The following is a 14,293-nucleotide window of genomic DNA, read 5'->3' as shown; positions in this document are numbered from 1 at the left end:
TCAGCTGCGCAGCTTGCGCAGCGCGGGGCCGCTCTCGGGTGTTCCCAAACCCGGTGTTCCCAGCCCTGGTGTTCCCAGACCGGGGGTGCCGAATTCGGACGCGTCCACCCCTCGCGCGCCGGCGGCGGCCGCGAGCGAGCGCAGATGTTCGGCGTCGAACATCCGGAACGTGTTGCGCCCTGCCGCCTTCGCGGCATAGAGCGCGGCGTCGGCGTCGCGGACGAAGCGATCCGGTCCGGAGGCGCCGAGGAAGGCGATGCCGATCGAGGCGCCGACCCGGTAGGTGGCCTCGCCGTCGTCGATCGGCTCGGCGACGGCCGCGACGATCCGTGCCGCGATGGTCGCCGCGGCGGCGCGATCGGCCTCGATCAGCACGGCGAATTCGTCGCCGCCGATGCGCGCGACCAGCCGCGCCTTCGGACAGGCCCGCTCGAGCCGGCGCGCCGTGACCTGCAGCACGTCGTCGCCGCAGTGATGGCCGTGGGTGTCGTTGATGCTCTTGAACCCGTCGAGATCCATCAGCAGCAGCGCGACGTCGCCCGTTCCGTGGCGGGCAGCGGCACGGAGGTCGGCGAGCGCGGCATTGAAGGAGGCGCGATTGGCGAGGCCGGTCAGCGTGTCGCATTCGGCGAGATAGCGCAGCCGCTCGAACAGCCGGCGTTCTTCTGTGATGTCGCGCTTGATGCCGAAGATCCGCACCGGCGTGCCGTCGACGACCTCGACGCTCGCCGTGATGCGGATCCATTTGCGCGTGCCGCGCAGGGTGACGATCTCGGCGTCGAATTCGAAGCCTACGCCGCGCGCGATCGCCTCGCTGCGCAGTCGACCGAGCTCGGAGGAGGCCTCCGGCGCGTAGCAGGACACGATCGCGTCCCGGCTCAACGCTATGCCGCGCGGCACTTCGAAGATGTCGCGCACCGCGTCGGACCACTGCAGACGCTCATCCGGCAGCGTACATTCCCAGACGCCGAGCTTGGCAGCCGAGAACGCGGCTTCGAGCACCCTGGGATCGTGCTGGAGCAGGCGGATCGGGCTCGTCGCGGCGCCATGAAACGGCGCAGGATCGTTCGACGGCAGTTCCCGTCGAACGATGCCCTCCGGCGCCGTACCAGCTGCGGCCATGCCGACTGCGGCCATGCGATCCGTCCCCGCTGGAGATCGATCGCGAACGGGCCGGCACGGCCCATCGGACAATCTCCGCCGAACAACGATGCTGCCGCAGGCTCATGCCCTCGGATCGACATCGTGTCCCCAAATGCCAGTCTGTCGAGCGAAGGTTGATATCCGCTTGAGACCTACGGAATAACACACAAAAAATCGCGCCGCGAACCCGGAATTCGCAAGACCTTCTTAACAGTATCGCAAAAATACCAACTGACTTTCGCCGTAGTCGCGCCGGTCGAGTTCCTCGAAACCGTCCGGGGCGACGAAGCCGGCCTCGGTGGCCTCCTCGACCACGCACAGCGCGTCCGGAGCGAGCCAGCCGCCGGCGCGGCAGGCCGCGAGTGCCTTCTCGGCGAAGCCCTTGCCGTAGGGCGGGTCGAGGAAGACGAGCGAGAACGGCTCCATCGGCGAACACGGACCGATCTGCGTGGCGTCGCGCCGCCAGATCTTGGTCGCGCCGGTCTGGGCGAGCGTCTCGACATTGCGGCGGATCAGCCCGCGTGCCTCGGCGCTCTCCTCGACGAACAGGCAGAAGCGCGCGCCGCGCGACAGGGCCTCGAGCCCGAGCGCGCCCGTTCCGGAGAAGAGGTCGAGCACCCGCGCCTCGCCGATCGGGTCGGCGTAGGCATGAGCGAGGATGTTGAACAGCGTCTCGCGCAGGCGATCCGTCGTCGGACGGATCGCCATGCTCTTGGGGCCCGCGAGCGCCGTGCCGCGGTGCTTGCCGCCGACGATGCGCATGGCGCGCGACGTCGATCAGCGCTCGCGCGGCGGTCGCCCGCCGGGCTTGCCACCACGACCGCCGGCACCGCCCTTCGGGCCGCCGAAGCGCGCGCCGCCGGGCTTGCCGCCGCCCTTGAACCCACCCGGCTTGCCGCCACCGGGCTTAGCGCCCCCGGCCTTGAAGCCGCCGGGCTTGCCGCCGCGCGGCTTGAACGGACGGCCGCCTTCGGCACCCTCGCCACCGGCGCCCTGATCGTCGCGGCGCGGCCGGAAGAACGGCCGCTTCGGCGCGCCACCCTCCGCACCATCGGCACGCGGCCGTCCCCGGAAGCCCTCCGAGCGCCCGCCCTCGGGCCGGTCACGGAAGCCGCCCGCACGCGGCCGGTCGCCCTCGGGACGATCCTCGCGCGGCCGTCCGCGGAAACCTTCCGGGCGCCCACCCTCGGGCCGATCGCGGAAGCCACCCGAACGGGGCGGTCGCCCTCAGGACGATCCTCGCGCGGCCGCCCCGGAATCCTTCCGATCGCCCGCCCTCGGGCCGATCCCGGAAACCGCCCGAACGCGGCCGATCGCCCGCGCTCTCGGCCGGCCCGCGCGACCGCGGGCCGCGGCCCTCGGCGAGATCCGCCGCGCCATCGAGCCCGGCCTCGCGGAGCCGATCCGGCCGACCACGCCAGCCCTGGGACTTGTAGCCGCCACGGTCGCCGCCCTCGGGACGGTCACGGAAGCCGCCTTCGGGGCGGTCACGGAACCCGCCGGCGCGCGGCGGACGGGGACCGTCGCCGTCGCGGAATTGTTGACGCGGCGCGTCGCCGTCGCGCCGGGGCGGACGCGGTCCGCGCCGGCCTTCGCCCGCCTCCTCGTCGCGGTAGCGGCCGCGGCCGGCCTCAGGCGTCCAGCCCGCGCGCGGGCCGTCGCGGTCCTGCCGATCGGGGCGCCCTTCGGCGCGATCGCGCCCGCCGAGCGAACCCTCGGGCCGCGAGCGGAAGCCCGCCGCGCGGCTCTTGCCCTCCTGGCTGCGGAAACCCTCCGAGCGGAAGCCGCCACCCGAACGTTCGCCTTCACCGCGCTCGTCTCGGTCACGGCCGCGCGGGCCGGCGCCGTCCGGCCTGGCGCTCCGGGGCCCGCGCGACTTGCGCTCCGCCTCGGCGCGGCCGGCCGAGCCGGTGCCGACGAACTCCATCTCGGTGCGCTTGGTGCGGCCCTTCGGCCCCGCCGTCTTCGCGCCGGACTTGCCCTTGCCGTCGGCGTCCTTGCCCTTGCGCCCCTTCGGCGGCTCTTCGCCTTCGCCGGGGATATGGGTCAGGATCGGCGCGTCGAGATCGGCGCCAGATTCCTGGATGAGCCGCGCGCCGAGCTGGTCGCGCAGCACGCGGCCGCGGATCTCGCGCACGTCGCCTTCGACGAGGTCGGCGAGCTGGAACGGGCCGAACGAGATGCGGATCAGCCGGTTCACCGACAGGCCGAGATGGGCGAGCACGCGCTTCACTTCGCGGTTCTTGCCTTCGCGCAGGCCGAGAACCAGCCAGACATTGGAGCCCTGCTGACGGTCGATCTCGGCTTCCATCGGCCCGTAGGAGATGCCGTCGAGGGTGATGCCTTCGCGGATCTCGTTCAGCGCCTCGTCGGTGACCTCGCCATAGGCGCGGACGCGGTAGCGGCGCAGCCAGCCGGTCGCCGGCAGCTCGAGCACGCGCGCGAGGCCGCCGTCGTTGGTGAGCAGCAGCATGCCTTCGGTGTTGATGTCGAGGCGACCGACGGTCACCACGCGCGGCATCTCCGGCGGCAGTGCGTCGAACACGGTCGGCCGGCCTTCGGGGTCGCTTGTCGTGGTGACGAGCCCGCGCGGCTTGTGGAACAGCCACAGCCGGGTGCGTTCGCGGATCGGCAGCGGCTTGCCGTCGACGCTGACGCGGTCCTTCGGGCCGATCGTCACGGCGGGGGTGTCGAGCACCTTGCCGTTGACGCTGACGCGGCCTTCCGCGATCCAGGCCTCGGCCTCGCGGCGCGAGCAGAGGCCGACGCGGGCCATGATCTTGGCGATGCGCTCGCCGCTCTCCGCCGCGGCCTTGGCCGGGGCGGTGGTGTTTTGTCTTGTGTCTCGGTCATGGCGCCTTACTAACAGAGCGGATGCCGGCCCGCGAGCCGGCTCGTGCGATTTTGCGACGGGGAATGCGCGAATGGCGGCCATGTCGTCGGAGCGACGACCGATGGAGGTGGCGCTCGACGAGGCGCGGGCGGCGGCGGCGCGGGGCGAGGTACCCGTCGGCGCCGTGATCGTGCACGACGGCCGCATCATCGCCGCGGCCGGCAACCGCACGCTGGAACTCCGCGATCCGACCGCGCACGCCGAGATCCTGGCGATCCGCGCCGCTGCCGCCGCGCTCGGCTCGGAGCGCCTGATCGGCGCCGATCTGCATGTGACGTTGGAGCCCTGCCCGATGTGCGCGGCGGCGATCTCCTTCGCGCGCATTCGCCGGCTCTATTTCGGCGCCGGCGACCCGAAGGGCGGCGCGGTCGAGCACGGCGTGCGCCTCTACGCCGCGCCGACCTGCCATCATGCGCCGGAGGTCTATTCAGGCATCGCGGAGACCGAAGCGGCAGCGCTGCTCAGGGATTTCTTCCGCGACCGGCGCGGCTAGAGCGGCATCCGATCAGATTGGATCGGATGCCGCTCCAGCCGACTTGTCAACGCAAGCCTGTTCCGATCGGCGTGAATCACTCCGATCGGGCCTTGCTCTAGTTCGTCTCCTTCGCCCGGCCGATCAGCCGCCGCCGGGGCCGCTTCGGCAGCGCCATGGGCTGCGGCGGGGCCGGGAGCTCGGCCACGGGCTCGAGCGGATGCGCCTCGATCATGCGGGCGAGCTTGCGCTTGACCTCGTCCTTGGCCGGCTCGGTCGCGGCCAGGATCTGGCGGGCCTTGAGGAAGTCGAGCACGTGGAAGGCGTTGACCGGCGGCCGGATCAGGATGTCCGGCGGCCGCTTCTCGAATTTCGCCGCCGCGACCTGTTGCATCAGGAGCTGCGTCGCACCGACGATGGCCTCCATCGCGCCCGGCGCGACCTTGCCGTCCGACGGCTCGGGGAACGACACGACATCGACCGCGATCACGATGTCGACCGGCACCGGCAGCGCATCGACCGGCACGGGATTGATCACGCCGCCGTCGATCAGCGCCGCGCCATCGAGGATCACCGGCTTGAAGATGGTCGGCAGCGCGATCGAGGCCGCGACGGCGGGACGCAGGTCGCCGTCGCGGAGCACGACCTCCTTGCCGCCGTAGAAGTCGGTTGCCACGACCGCGAAGGGCACCCGGCAGTCGGCGAAACGCGGCGGCAGCGCGTCGCCGACGAAGGTCTCGAGGATCTTCTCCGGATCGATCTGGCCGAGGCCGAAGCCGCCAGCGAACAGATCGCCGAACCGCTTCGGTCGCAGCGACCACAATCGGGCGAGCGCGGCCGTCCGGTTGCCGAAGGTTTCGACCGTGCGCTCGCGGATCTCCGCGCCCGAGAGCCCGCCGGCCCGCGCCGCCCCCATGATCGCGCCGATCGAGGTGCCGGCAATCGCGGTGACCGAAAGGCCCAGTTCGTCGAGCGCCTCGATGACGGGAATGTGCCCGAGCCCGCGTGCGCCGCCGCCGCCGAGCACGAGGCCGATCTTCGGATCCGACATGACGTCCCTTGGGAGTAGCGATTGCGGAAGTAACGGTTGGAACAATCTCCCATTATGCCGCTCAATTGCGGCGCTCGCGCGAAGTCACCCCAACTTCGGGAATTCGCGGCGCGCCGCTCAACCGAGAAAGCCGCGGATCGCCGCGAGCGTCGCCTCGGGCGCTTCCTCGGCGACGAAATGCCCGGCGTCGATCGCCCGGACGTCGAGCCGGCTCGCCCAAGGCGCCCACGCCGCCTCCGGCCCGGCCTCGACGTCGCCGCGCGCGCCGTCGGCCGGAATGCCGCTCGCGCCGTAGAGCACCAGCGTCGGCACGTCGAACCGGGCGCCCGCCGCCCGCGCGGCGCGGTCGTGCTCGAGATCGATCGTGGCGCCGGCGCGATAGTCCTCGCAGGTCGCGGCGATCCGCTCCGGCACCGTGAACGAGGCGCGATAATGCGCGAGCGCGCCGGCATCGAAGGCATCGAGCGATTTCGATGCCGTCCAACTCGCCAGCGTGTGTTCGAGATAGGCGAGGGCGTTCGCGCCGATCATGCGCTCTGGAAACGGTGCCGGCTGGGCGAGGAACAGCCAGTGGTAGACCTTCATCGCGAGCTGGGCGTTCATGCCCTCCCACATCGCGAAGGTCGGCACGATGTCGAGCAGGATCAGCTTTTCGAGCCGCCCCGGATGATCGAGCGCCAGCCGGTAGCCCGCCCGCGCCCCACGATCGTGGCCCACATAGGCGAAGCGGACGTGGCCGAGCTCCTCCATCACGCGGACGATGTCGGCGGCCATGGCGCGCTTCGACATCTGGGCATGGTCGGCCTGCGCCTCCGGCACCGACGACCAGCCGTAGCCGCGCAGGTCGGGGACGATCACGCGATGGCTCCTGGCGAGCGCCGGCGCGATTGCGTGCCACATGGCGCCGGTCTGCGGATAGCCATGCACCAGCACGACCGGCGGTGCGTCCTCCGGCCCGCCGATCCGCGCGAAGATCTTGGCGCCGTCGGTTCGGACCGTGGTCGACGAGAAGCCGGGGAAGAGATCGGGCAGGTCCATGGCGGCGTCCTCTGGTGATGCGGGGTACGAGGATCGCCGAGCCGGGGCGCGAGAACAACCGCGCCTGGAGCTCATGCGCCCCGCAAAAAGGCCTCGGCGACGAGACCCGCGAACAGGAGCCAGCCGGCGTCGCGGTTGGAGCGGAACAGCTTCAGGCAGCCATCCGGATCGTCGATGTCGATCGCAGCGATCTGCCAGGCGAGATGCGCGGCGAAGGCGGCGAGCCCGAGCTTCGCCGGCCAGCCGACGCCGACCATGCCGAGCGCGACGGCCATGGCGAGGACCGCCGCACCGTAGAGGATCGTCAGTGCGAGCCGGGTGTGCCGGCCGAACAGCAGTGCGGTGGAGCGCACGCCGACGACCGCGTCGTCCTCCTTGTCCTGATGGGCGTAGATCGTGTCGTAGCCGATCGTCCACAGGATCGACGCGGCATAGAGCGCGATCGCCGGTGGCTCGATCCGGCCGAAGGTCACCGCCCAGCCCATCAGCGCGCCCCAGGAGAAGGCGAGGCCGAGCACGGCCTGCGGCCAGTTCGTGATCCGCTTCATGAACGGATAGATCGCCACCACGCCGAGTGAAGCGATACCGGCGACGATCGCGAAGCCGTTGAACTGCAGAAGCACGATGAGGCCGACCAGCGCCTGGACGAGCAGGAAGATCTTGGCCTGCCGGACCGTGACCTGCCCCGCCGGGATCGGTCGCGAGCGCGTGCGCGCGACCGCCGCGTCGATGTCGCGGTCGACGATGTCGTTGTAGGTGCAGCCGGCGCCGCGCATGGCGATGGCGCCGATCATGAACAGCACGAGATGCCAGGGGTTCGGCCAGCGCGCGCCGGCCGCCACCGCCGCGAGCGCGGTCGACCACCAGCACGGCCACAGGAGCAGCCACCAGCCGATCGGTCGTTCGAGCCGGCAGAGCCGGGCATAGGGCCGCGCGGCCGCCGGCAGCCAACGGTCGGCCCAATGCCCGCGCACGGCATCGGCGACGGTGGCAGTGTCAGCGGGCTCGGAGGAATCGGGCATGGTCGCGCTGCCGTAATGAGAAACCGTGGCCCCGGTGGTCGCGCGGAACGCCCGGCCGGTCAAGGGCCGGGTGCCGGCTCGCGCCCGCCGCCGCTTTCGGCCGCGCTGGCGACTTGACGCCCCAGCCGTCGCTGCTACACCCGCGGCAATCCCCAATCCCCAATCCCCAATCCCGGCGCGCGCTCGCGCGGTTCCACGAGGTCGCTCATGAAGGTCCTGCTCATCGGCTCCGGCGGCCGCGAACACGCTCTCGCCTACGCGCTCGCCGCCTCGCCGGTGCTGACCAGGCTCTATGCCGCGCCGGGCAATCCCGGCATCGCCGAGGCGGCGGACTGCGTGGCGCTCGACGTCGCCGACCATCGCACCGTGATCGGGTTCTGTCAGACGACCGGCATCGATTTCGTCGTCGTCGGCCCCGAGGCGCCGCTGGTCGCAGGCCTCGTCGACGATCTGGAGGCCGCCGGCATCGCCGCTTTCGGGCCGAGCGCCGCCGCCGCCCGGCTCGAAGGCTCGAAGGGCTTCACCAAGGATCTCTGCGCGCGCCACGATATCCCGACCGCAGCCTATGGCCGGTTCGACAACCGCGATGCCGCGCTCGCTTTCGTGCGCGAGAAGGGGGCGCCGATCGTGGTCAAGGCCGACGGTCTCGCCGCCGGCAAAGGCGTCACGGTGGCGATGACGCTCGACGAGGCGATCGCTGCCGTCGAGGATTGCTTCGCCGGCGCCTTCGGCGCGGCCGGCGCCGAGGTGGTCGTGGAAGAGTTTCTCGAAGGGGAGGAGGCGAGCTTCTTCGCGCTCTCCGACGGCGTGCATGCGCTGGCGCTGACCTCGGCGCAGGACCACAAGCGCGTCTTCGACGGCGATCTCGGCCCGAACACCGGCGGCATGGGCGCCTATTCGCCGGCCTCGGTGATGACGCCGGCGATCACCGAGCAGGTGATGGCCGAGATCATCCGCCCGACGGTCGCCGCGCTCGCCGCCGAGGGCTCGCCGTTCAAGGGCGTGCTGTTCGCCGGCCTGATGATCACCGCGACCGGTCCGAAGCTGATCGAATACAATGTCCGCTTCGGCGATCCGGAGACGCAGGTGCTGATGATGCGCCTGAAGTCGGACCTGCTCCTGCTCCTGAAGGCGGCGCGCGACGGCGTGCTCGACCGCGTCGATTGCCGCTGGCGCGACGAGGTCGCGCTGACCGTCGTCATGGCCGCCAAGGGCTACCCGGGCGCGGTCGAGAAGGGCACCGAGATCCGCGGCCTCGATCGCGCCGCGGCACTCCCCGGCACCAAGGTCTTCCATGCCGGCACCAAGCAGGATGGCGATCGGCTGGTCGCCGCCGGCGGCTGCGTGCTCGCCGTCACCGCCACGGGCGCGACGGTCGCCGAGGCGCAGGCCCATGCCTATGCCGCGGTCGATGCGATCGACTGGCCGGGCGGTTTCTGCCGCCGCGATATCGGTTGGCGCGCGGTCGAGCGCGAGCGGCAGGGCTGACGTCGAGCAGGTGGTCCGTCGCTGCCGCCGCGCGAGCGAACGGGACGCGTGCGGAGCGGCATTGCAGGCCGCCCCGCTTGCCGGCGCTCGCGCTGACGCCTAACGGTGGGTGTCCGCCGTCTCGGAGACCCGCGCGCCCCATGACCGCTTCGCCGCCCGCCCCGCCTCCCGTCCCCGCTGCCGCCGCCGCGCCGGCGTCGTCCGCGGCCTCGCTGGTCGATCGGCTGCGCGCGATCGTCGGTCCGGCCAACGTGCTGACCGCGCAGGCGGATGTCGCGCCCTATCTCGTGGAATGGCGCGGGCTCTATCACGGCCGCACGCGCGCGGTGGTCCGCCCCGGCTCGACGGCGGAAGTCGCCGCCGTGATGAAGCTCGCGACCGAGACCGGCACCGCAGTGGTCCCGCAGGGCGGGAACACGGGCCTCGTCGGCGGCCAGATCCCGTTCGACGGCGAGATCGTGCTGTCGCTGCAGCGCATGAACCGGGTGCGCGAGGTCGATCCGCTCTCCGACACGATGACGCTCGAGGCGGGCGTCACGCTCGCCGCCGCCCATGCCGCGGCCGAGCGGGAGGACCGGATGTTCCCGCTGTCGCTCGCCTCGGAAGGCACCTGCACGATCGGCGGCAATCTCTCGACCAATGCCGGCGGCACCGCCGTGCTCGCCTATGGCAACGCCCGCGACCTCGTGCTCGGCATCGAGGTCGTGCTCGCCGACGGCCGCGTGCTGAACAGCCTCGGCAAGCTGCGCAAGGACAACACCGGCTACGACCTGAAGCAGCTGTTCATCGGCTCGGAAGGCACGCTCGGCATCATAACGGCGGCGGTGCTGAAGCTCTATCCGCCGGTCCGGGCGACCACGACGGCCTTCGTCGGTCTCGCCTCGCCGATCGCGGCCCTCGCCCTGCTCGCGCGCGCCAAGGCGGAAGCCGGCGCCGCGCTGACCACCTTCGAACTGATGCCGCGCTTCGGGTGGAACTGGTGCTGCGCCACCTGCCGGGCGCCCGCGATCCGCTCGAGCGCGTGCATCGCTGGTACGTGCTGATCGAACTGACCTCGCCCAAGGAGGACAGTCTCGAGCCGCTTGCCGAGGCGATCCTGGGCGCCGCGCTGGAGGCCGGCGAGGCCGAGGACGCCGCCATTGCCGCCTCGCTCGATCAGCGCACCGATTTCTGGCGGCTGCGCGAGGCCATGTCGGAAGTGCAGGGCAAGGAGGGCGGTTCGATCAAGCACGACGTCTCCGTGCCGCTCGCCGCGATCCCCGCCGTGCTCGCCGAGGGCATCGCCGCCGCCGAGGCGCTGATCCCCGGCATTCGGCCCGTGCCGTTCGGCCATCTCGGCGACGGCAACATCCATTTCAACTTCAGCCAGCCGGTCGGCGCCGACAAGCAGGCTTATCTCGATCGCTGGGACGAGCTGAACCGCGCCGTCCACGCGGTGGTGCTCGCCCACGGCGGCTCGATCTCGGCCGAACACGGCATCGGTCGGCTCAAGAAGCACCTGCTCGCCGAGGTCAAGGATCCGGTCGCGCTCGCCCTGATGCGGGATATCAAGCGCAGTCTCGATCCGTGCGGGATTCTCAATCCATCTAAAATACTAGATGTATTCGTAAATGATCGTGAACTTTGACCAAGCCGCCTGGGCGGCCGATAGCGGCTCTGGCCGATTCTGACCGGGCACCTCGAGCGCCGCAGCGGCTTTTAGCTCCCATTCGGCGATTGGAATTCGCGGCCCATTTAATCGATCGCTAAGTCACGGGTGCTAGTGTTACCCCCGGATTTTTGGGGAATAGCACGTGCTGCTAGAGAAATTCATCTCGGCGACCTTCGAACAGGCGAACCTGATGTTCGGCTGGTTCGACGAGAATGGCGCTTTGCTGGGATGCAGCGCGGCTTTCGCCCGGCGGCTGGGGTTTTCCACCTCCGCTGAGGCTGTGGTCGCGGTCGATGCCCAGCGCCTGGGTTTCCAACCCTGTGCCTGGACGGCGCTGTGGACCCGTCTCGGCGATGTCGGTCGGGTCCGGCAGTCGGTTCGCGCGTTGAACGTGATCGGAGAGACCGAGCCGGTCCTGGTCGACGTGCGGCGGATCGTCTACGACACGCAGATGCTCGCAGCCGTCGAACTGGTCGAGATCGGATCCGGCTCGGCGCCGACCGCGATGAGCGCCTTGCAGGCTGAGATTCTGGAACGCGTCGCCCGCGGCGAACGTCTCCGCGAGGTCGCGGAGCGTCTGTGCCTGGGCGTCGAACAACTGGTGACCGGCGTGCGCTGCTCGATGCTGCGGCTCGATGGCGGCCGTCTGTTCAACATCGCCTCGCCGAGCCTACCGACGGCCTATACCCACGCCGTCGACGGTCTCCGGATCGGACCCACGGTCGGTTCCTGCGGCACCGCCGCCTGGTACGGCCGCCCGGTCGAGGTGATCGACATCGCGCACGATCCGCTCTGGGACGACTATCGTGACTTCGCGCTTCAATGCGACTTGAGGGCCTGCTGGTCGACACCGATCATGGCGCATGACGACAAGGTCGTCGGCACTTTCGCATTCTACTACGCGTCGCCGCGCGGTCCGTCCGACATGGAACGGCAGATCGTCGCCGCCTCGTGCCATCTCGCCGCCATCGCGATCGACAGCGACGATCAGCAGGCGCGGATCCGGCGGCTCGCCTATCTCGATCCGCTGACCGGTCTGCCCAATCGCACGTCGTTTCGCCACGAGATGGCTCAGGCGCTCGCCGATCTCACCGATGACGGAGCGCTCGCGATCCACTGCATCGACCTCGACGACTTCAAGGGCGTCAACGACACACTCGGTCATCCGATCGGCGACTGCCTGCTCGAGATCGTGGCGGATCGGCTGCGGGCCACCGTCGACGAACATGCGACCGTCGGGCGTCTCGGCGGCGACGAGTTCGCCGTCCTGCAGAAGAACATCTCGCGGCCGGGCGATGTGACCGGGCTTGCGCAGAAACTCCTGAGGCAACTGTCCGGGCCGCTCGACATCGACGGCCATACCGTGCAGCTGCGCGCCTCGATCGGCATCGCGCGCGCGCCGCTCGACGGCCGCGACATGGACGAGCTCCTCAAGAAAGCCGATCTGGCGCTCTACGCGGCCAAGCGGAGCGGCCGCGGCACCTATCGCTTCTTCGTCGACGCGATGGCCGAGCAGAGCCGCTCGCGGCGTCTGCTCGAGGAGGATCTGCGGCGCGCGTTGAGCCGGGGCGAATTCGCGTTGCATTACCAGCCCTTCGTCGATCTCGCGACCGGTGGCGTCCGCGGCGTCGAGGCGTTGATCCGCTGGTTCCATCCGCGTCGTGGCCTGATCTCGCCGGCGGAGTTCATTCCGGTCGCCGAGGAATGCGGCCTGATCGATCCGATCGGCGACTGGGTGATCCAGGAGGCGGTGACCGCGGCGCGCAAGCTGCCCCGGCACATGACGGTCGCGATCAACCTGTCGCCGATCCAGCTGAAACGCCCCGGCTTCACGCTCGGCGTGATCCATGCGCTCGGCGATTCGGGCCTGTCGCCGGAACGCCTCGAATTCGAGATCACCGAGACGGCGCTGCTCAACCAGGATGGCTCGATCCTCGCCGCGCTCGGCCAGCTCCGCGATCTCGGCATCCGCATCTCGCTCGACGATTTCGGGACCGGCTACTCGTCGCTGAGCTATCTGCGCAGCTTCCCGATCGACAAGATCAAGATCGACCGGTCCTTCGTGGCGGATCTCGTCGACAGCACCGACTCCGCCGCGATCGTCCGCGCGGTGGTCGGTCTCGGCCACGATCTCGGCATCGAGACCACGGCCGAAGGCGTCGAGACCTCCGATCAGGCCGTGATGTTGACCGCCATGGGATGCACGGCCGGGCAGGGCTATCTCTATGCCCGTCCGGCGCCGATCGATGACATAATTGCATCGCTCACCACCAGGTACCCGACGGCATTGGCGGGCTGATCTGACCGCTCCCGTACCGAATGCGGTGCTAGCTTGTCCTATTCGTCATAGCTGGTCGGCGCTCACGGCGTGTTTGCCGCATTGCGGTATCTCTTTGAATAGGCTACATAGGTTTCGTGACGAGGCGCTCCGCGCTTCGTTGCTGCCCTCCTTGGGCGTTTCCTCCCTAGACTTGGGCCGCCGATAGGCGGCCTTTTTTTTGGCCTGACGCCAGCCGGCCCCCGCGTCGCGACCTATGCAAAAATGCGGAGAGCCGCGCTGGTCGCACGGCTCTCCGGAAAAGGGCTTTTCGAGGTCGCGACGCGCGCCGGTCACTCCCAGCCGCAGATTTCGCGTTCGACCGCGACCATCACGATCCGATCCGCCGAGCCGGGCTGACGCCGGACCAGAAAGCGCGGCCGGCGGCCCGCCAGCACCGAGCGACGCCGGCGCGGCTTGGTCGGGCGGACGGGCAGGCGCCCGAGCCGCTCCTCGATCGGCCGCACGGCGCCATCGCCGCCGACATGGATCATCGGCAGGCCGAGCACGCGGCTCCAGGCCTTCCAGTCCGCGACCACGTCGATGTCGTCGTCGAGCACGGCGAGCGGGATCGACAGTTGCGGATCCTGATGCAGGAGCTCGATCACCATCAGCGGCGTGTCGCTCGCCAGATGCACGGTGTTGCGCACCGCGACGCCCTCGAAAGCCGCCATCGGCAGACGCAGCGCGGCCGGCACGCCCGAGGGCAGCCGCCGGCAGACGCTGACCGTCTCGCGCTCGATCACGACCGACGCCTCGCCGGCTTCGCCGTCGAGACCGGTGTGATAGCGGAACCGGTGCGGCAACTTGAACGGGTCGAGCCGGACAGACACGCTCGGCTCGATCCGAGTCATCGGATCATTCGCCGCGGTAAGTGCTGTTTGACACCACAAGGTAAGCCTCCTGCGGGTCCTGTTGTGTTCGTGGAAGACCTCGCGAATTGAAGGCAGATTGCCAAATCGATCTTCGGTCCGGCTTAAAAAGGCTGGTTAAATTTTTGATGATTGGCGGAGGGTTAGCGAGTAGTGACCCTCGACGTAAGGAATTCTTTCGTAATTCTTGAGAGATTCTCATCGAATGCGACGACGCTAAAATTCCGACGCTGCGCGCATGCCTCCCAGTCAGCGCGACCGCCGCCCTTGTTCAGGCGGGTTCCCGGCATAAATCGGCGGGAAACCAGTGACGTGCTACGACGAGATCCCAGCCGGGATTGTCGCC

10 protein-coding genes and 1 pseudogene are annotated in these 14,293 nt (G+C 69.8%); 4 read left to right on the top strand and 7 right to left on the bottom strand.

Translation table 11 applies throughout. From position 1 onward, the window contains the following. From ABS361_13835 to ABS361_13825, 3 genes are all read right to left on the bottom strand, one after another. Complete coding sequence (locus ABS361_13835) at positions 1 to 1,137, bottom strand: diguanylate cyclase (protein ID XBY43178.1); 1,137 nt, start codon at positions 1,135 to 1,137, stop codon at positions 1 to 3. A gap of 213 nt (positions 1,138 to 1,350) precedes the next feature. Next, the gene (gene rsmD, locus ABS361_13830; protein XBY43177.1) at positions 1,351 to 1,905 is read right to left on the bottom strand and encodes a 16S rRNA (guanine(966)-N(2))-methyltransferase RsmD; all 555 of its coding nucleotides are present in this window, start codon (positions 1,903 to 1,905) and stop codon (positions 1,351 to 1,353) included. Positions 1,906 to 2,245: 340 nt separating this feature from the next. Beyond that, positions 2,246 to 4,078: a pseudouridine synthase gene (locus ABS361_13825; protein XBY43176.1), complete on the bottom strand. Its 1,833-nt coding sequence runs from the start codon at positions 4,076 to 4,078 to the stop codon at positions 2,246 to 2,248. Between ABS361_13825 and ABS361_13820 the strand changes: the two genes are divergently transcribed. Further along, positions 4,077 to 4,529: a nucleoside deaminase gene (locus tag ABS361_13820; protein XBY46899.1), complete on the top strand. Its 453-nt coding sequence runs from the start codon at positions 4,077 to 4,079 to the stop codon at positions 4,527 to 4,529. The two genes, ABS361_13825 and ABS361_13820, sit on opposite strands and share 2 nt — an antisense overlap. 97 nt (positions 4,530 to 4,626) lie before the next feature. On the opposite strand, the gene ABS361_13815 is transcribed toward ABS361_13820, so the two are convergent. The 3 genes from ABS361_13815 to ubiA all read right to left on the bottom strand — a co-directional run bounded on the left by ABS361_13815 (position 4,627) and on the right by ubiA (position 7,619). Next, entirely contained in the window at positions 4,627 to 5,559 is a 933-nt protein-coding gene (locus tag ABS361_13815; GenBank protein ID XBY43175.1) for a patatin-like phospholipase family protein, read from the bottom strand. Positions 5,560 to 5,676: 117 nt separating this feature from the next. Next, positions 5,677 to 6,597, bottom strand: a complete 921-nt coding sequence (locus ABS361_13810; protein ID XBY43174.1) for an alpha/beta hydrolase — start codon at positions 6,595 to 6,597, stop codon at positions 5,677 to 5,679. Between the two features lie 71 nt (positions 6,598 to 6,668). After that, entirely contained in the window at positions 6,669 to 7,619 is a 951-nt protein-coding gene (ubiA, locus tag ABS361_13805; protein XBY43173.1) for a 4-hydroxybenzoate octaprenyltransferase, read from the bottom strand. Between the two features lie 207 nt (positions 7,620 to 7,826). Between ubiA and purD the strand changes: the two genes are divergently transcribed. The 3 genes and pseudogenes from purD (at position 7,827) to ABS361_13790 (ending at position 13,057) form a co-directional block, all read left to right on the top strand. Continuing rightward, entirely contained in the window at positions 7,827 to 9,107 is a 1,281-nt protein-coding gene (gene purD, locus ABS361_13800; GenBank protein XBY43172.1) for a phosphoribosylamine--glycine ligase, read from the top strand. Between the two features lie 140 nt (positions 9,108 to 9,247). Then, positions 9,248 to 10,734, top strand: a pseudogene (locus ABS361_13795) (FAD-binding oxidoreductase). Between the two features lie 166 nt (positions 10,735 to 10,900). After that, complete coding sequence (locus ABS361_13790) at positions 10,901 to 13,057, top strand: EAL domain-containing protein (GenBank protein ID XBY43171.1); 2,157 nt, start codon at positions 10,901 to 10,903, stop codon at positions 13,055 to 13,057. Between the two features lie 311 nt (positions 13,058 to 13,368). On the opposite strand, the gene ABS361_13785 is transcribed toward ABS361_13790, so the two are convergent. Further along, a complete protein-coding gene (locus ABS361_13785; protein XBY43170.1) occupies positions 13,369 to 13,929 on the bottom strand; it encodes a DUF6101 family protein in 561 nt (186 codons plus the stop codon). Positions 13,930 to 14,293: the final 364 nt, after the last annotated feature.

The sequence above is a fragment of the Ancalomicrobiaceae bacterium S20 genome, assembly GCA_040269895.1.
Lineage (GTDB): Bacteria > Pseudomonadota > Alphaproteobacteria > Rhizobiales > Ancalomicrobiaceae > Methyloraptor > Methyloraptor flagellatus.
Note: the sequence above shows the minus strand (reverse complement) of the source record. Positions and strands in the feature narration are given on the sequence as shown.

Coding starts and splice junctions, on each gene's coding strand:
- ABS361_13835 (XBY43178.1), bottom strand. CDS start 1,137: ATGGCCGCAGTCGGCATGGCCGCAGCTGGTACGGCGCCGGAGGGCATC.
- rsmD (XBY43177.1), bottom strand. CDS start 1,905: ATGCGCATCGTCGGCGGCAAGCACCGCGGCACGGCGCTCGCGGGCCCC.
- ABS361_13820 (XBY46899.1), top strand. CDS start 4,077: ATGTCGTCGGAGCGACGACCGATGGAGGTGGCGCTCGACGAGGCGCGG.
- ABS361_13825 (XBY43176.1), bottom strand. CDS start 4,078: ATGGCCGCCATTCGCGCATTCCCCGTCGCAAAATCGCACGAGCCGGCT.
- ABS361_13815 (XBY43175.1), bottom strand. CDS start 5,559: ATGTCGGATCCGAAGATCGGCCTCGTGCTCGGCGGCGGCGGCGCACGC.
- ABS361_13810 (XBY43174.1), bottom strand. CDS start 6,597: ATGGACCTGCCCGATCTCTTCCCCGGCTTCTCGTCGACCACGGTCCGA.
- ubiA (XBY43173.1), bottom strand. CDS start 7,619: ATGCCCGATTCCTCCGAGCCCGCTGACACTGCCACCGTCGCCGATGCC.
- purD (XBY43172.1), top strand. CDS start 7,827: ATGAAGGTCCTGCTCATCGGCTCCGGCGGCCGCGAACACGCTCTCGCC.
- ABS361_13785 (XBY43170.1), bottom strand. CDS start 13,929: ATGACTCGGATCGAGCCGAGCGTGTCTGTCCGGCTCGACCCGTTCAAG.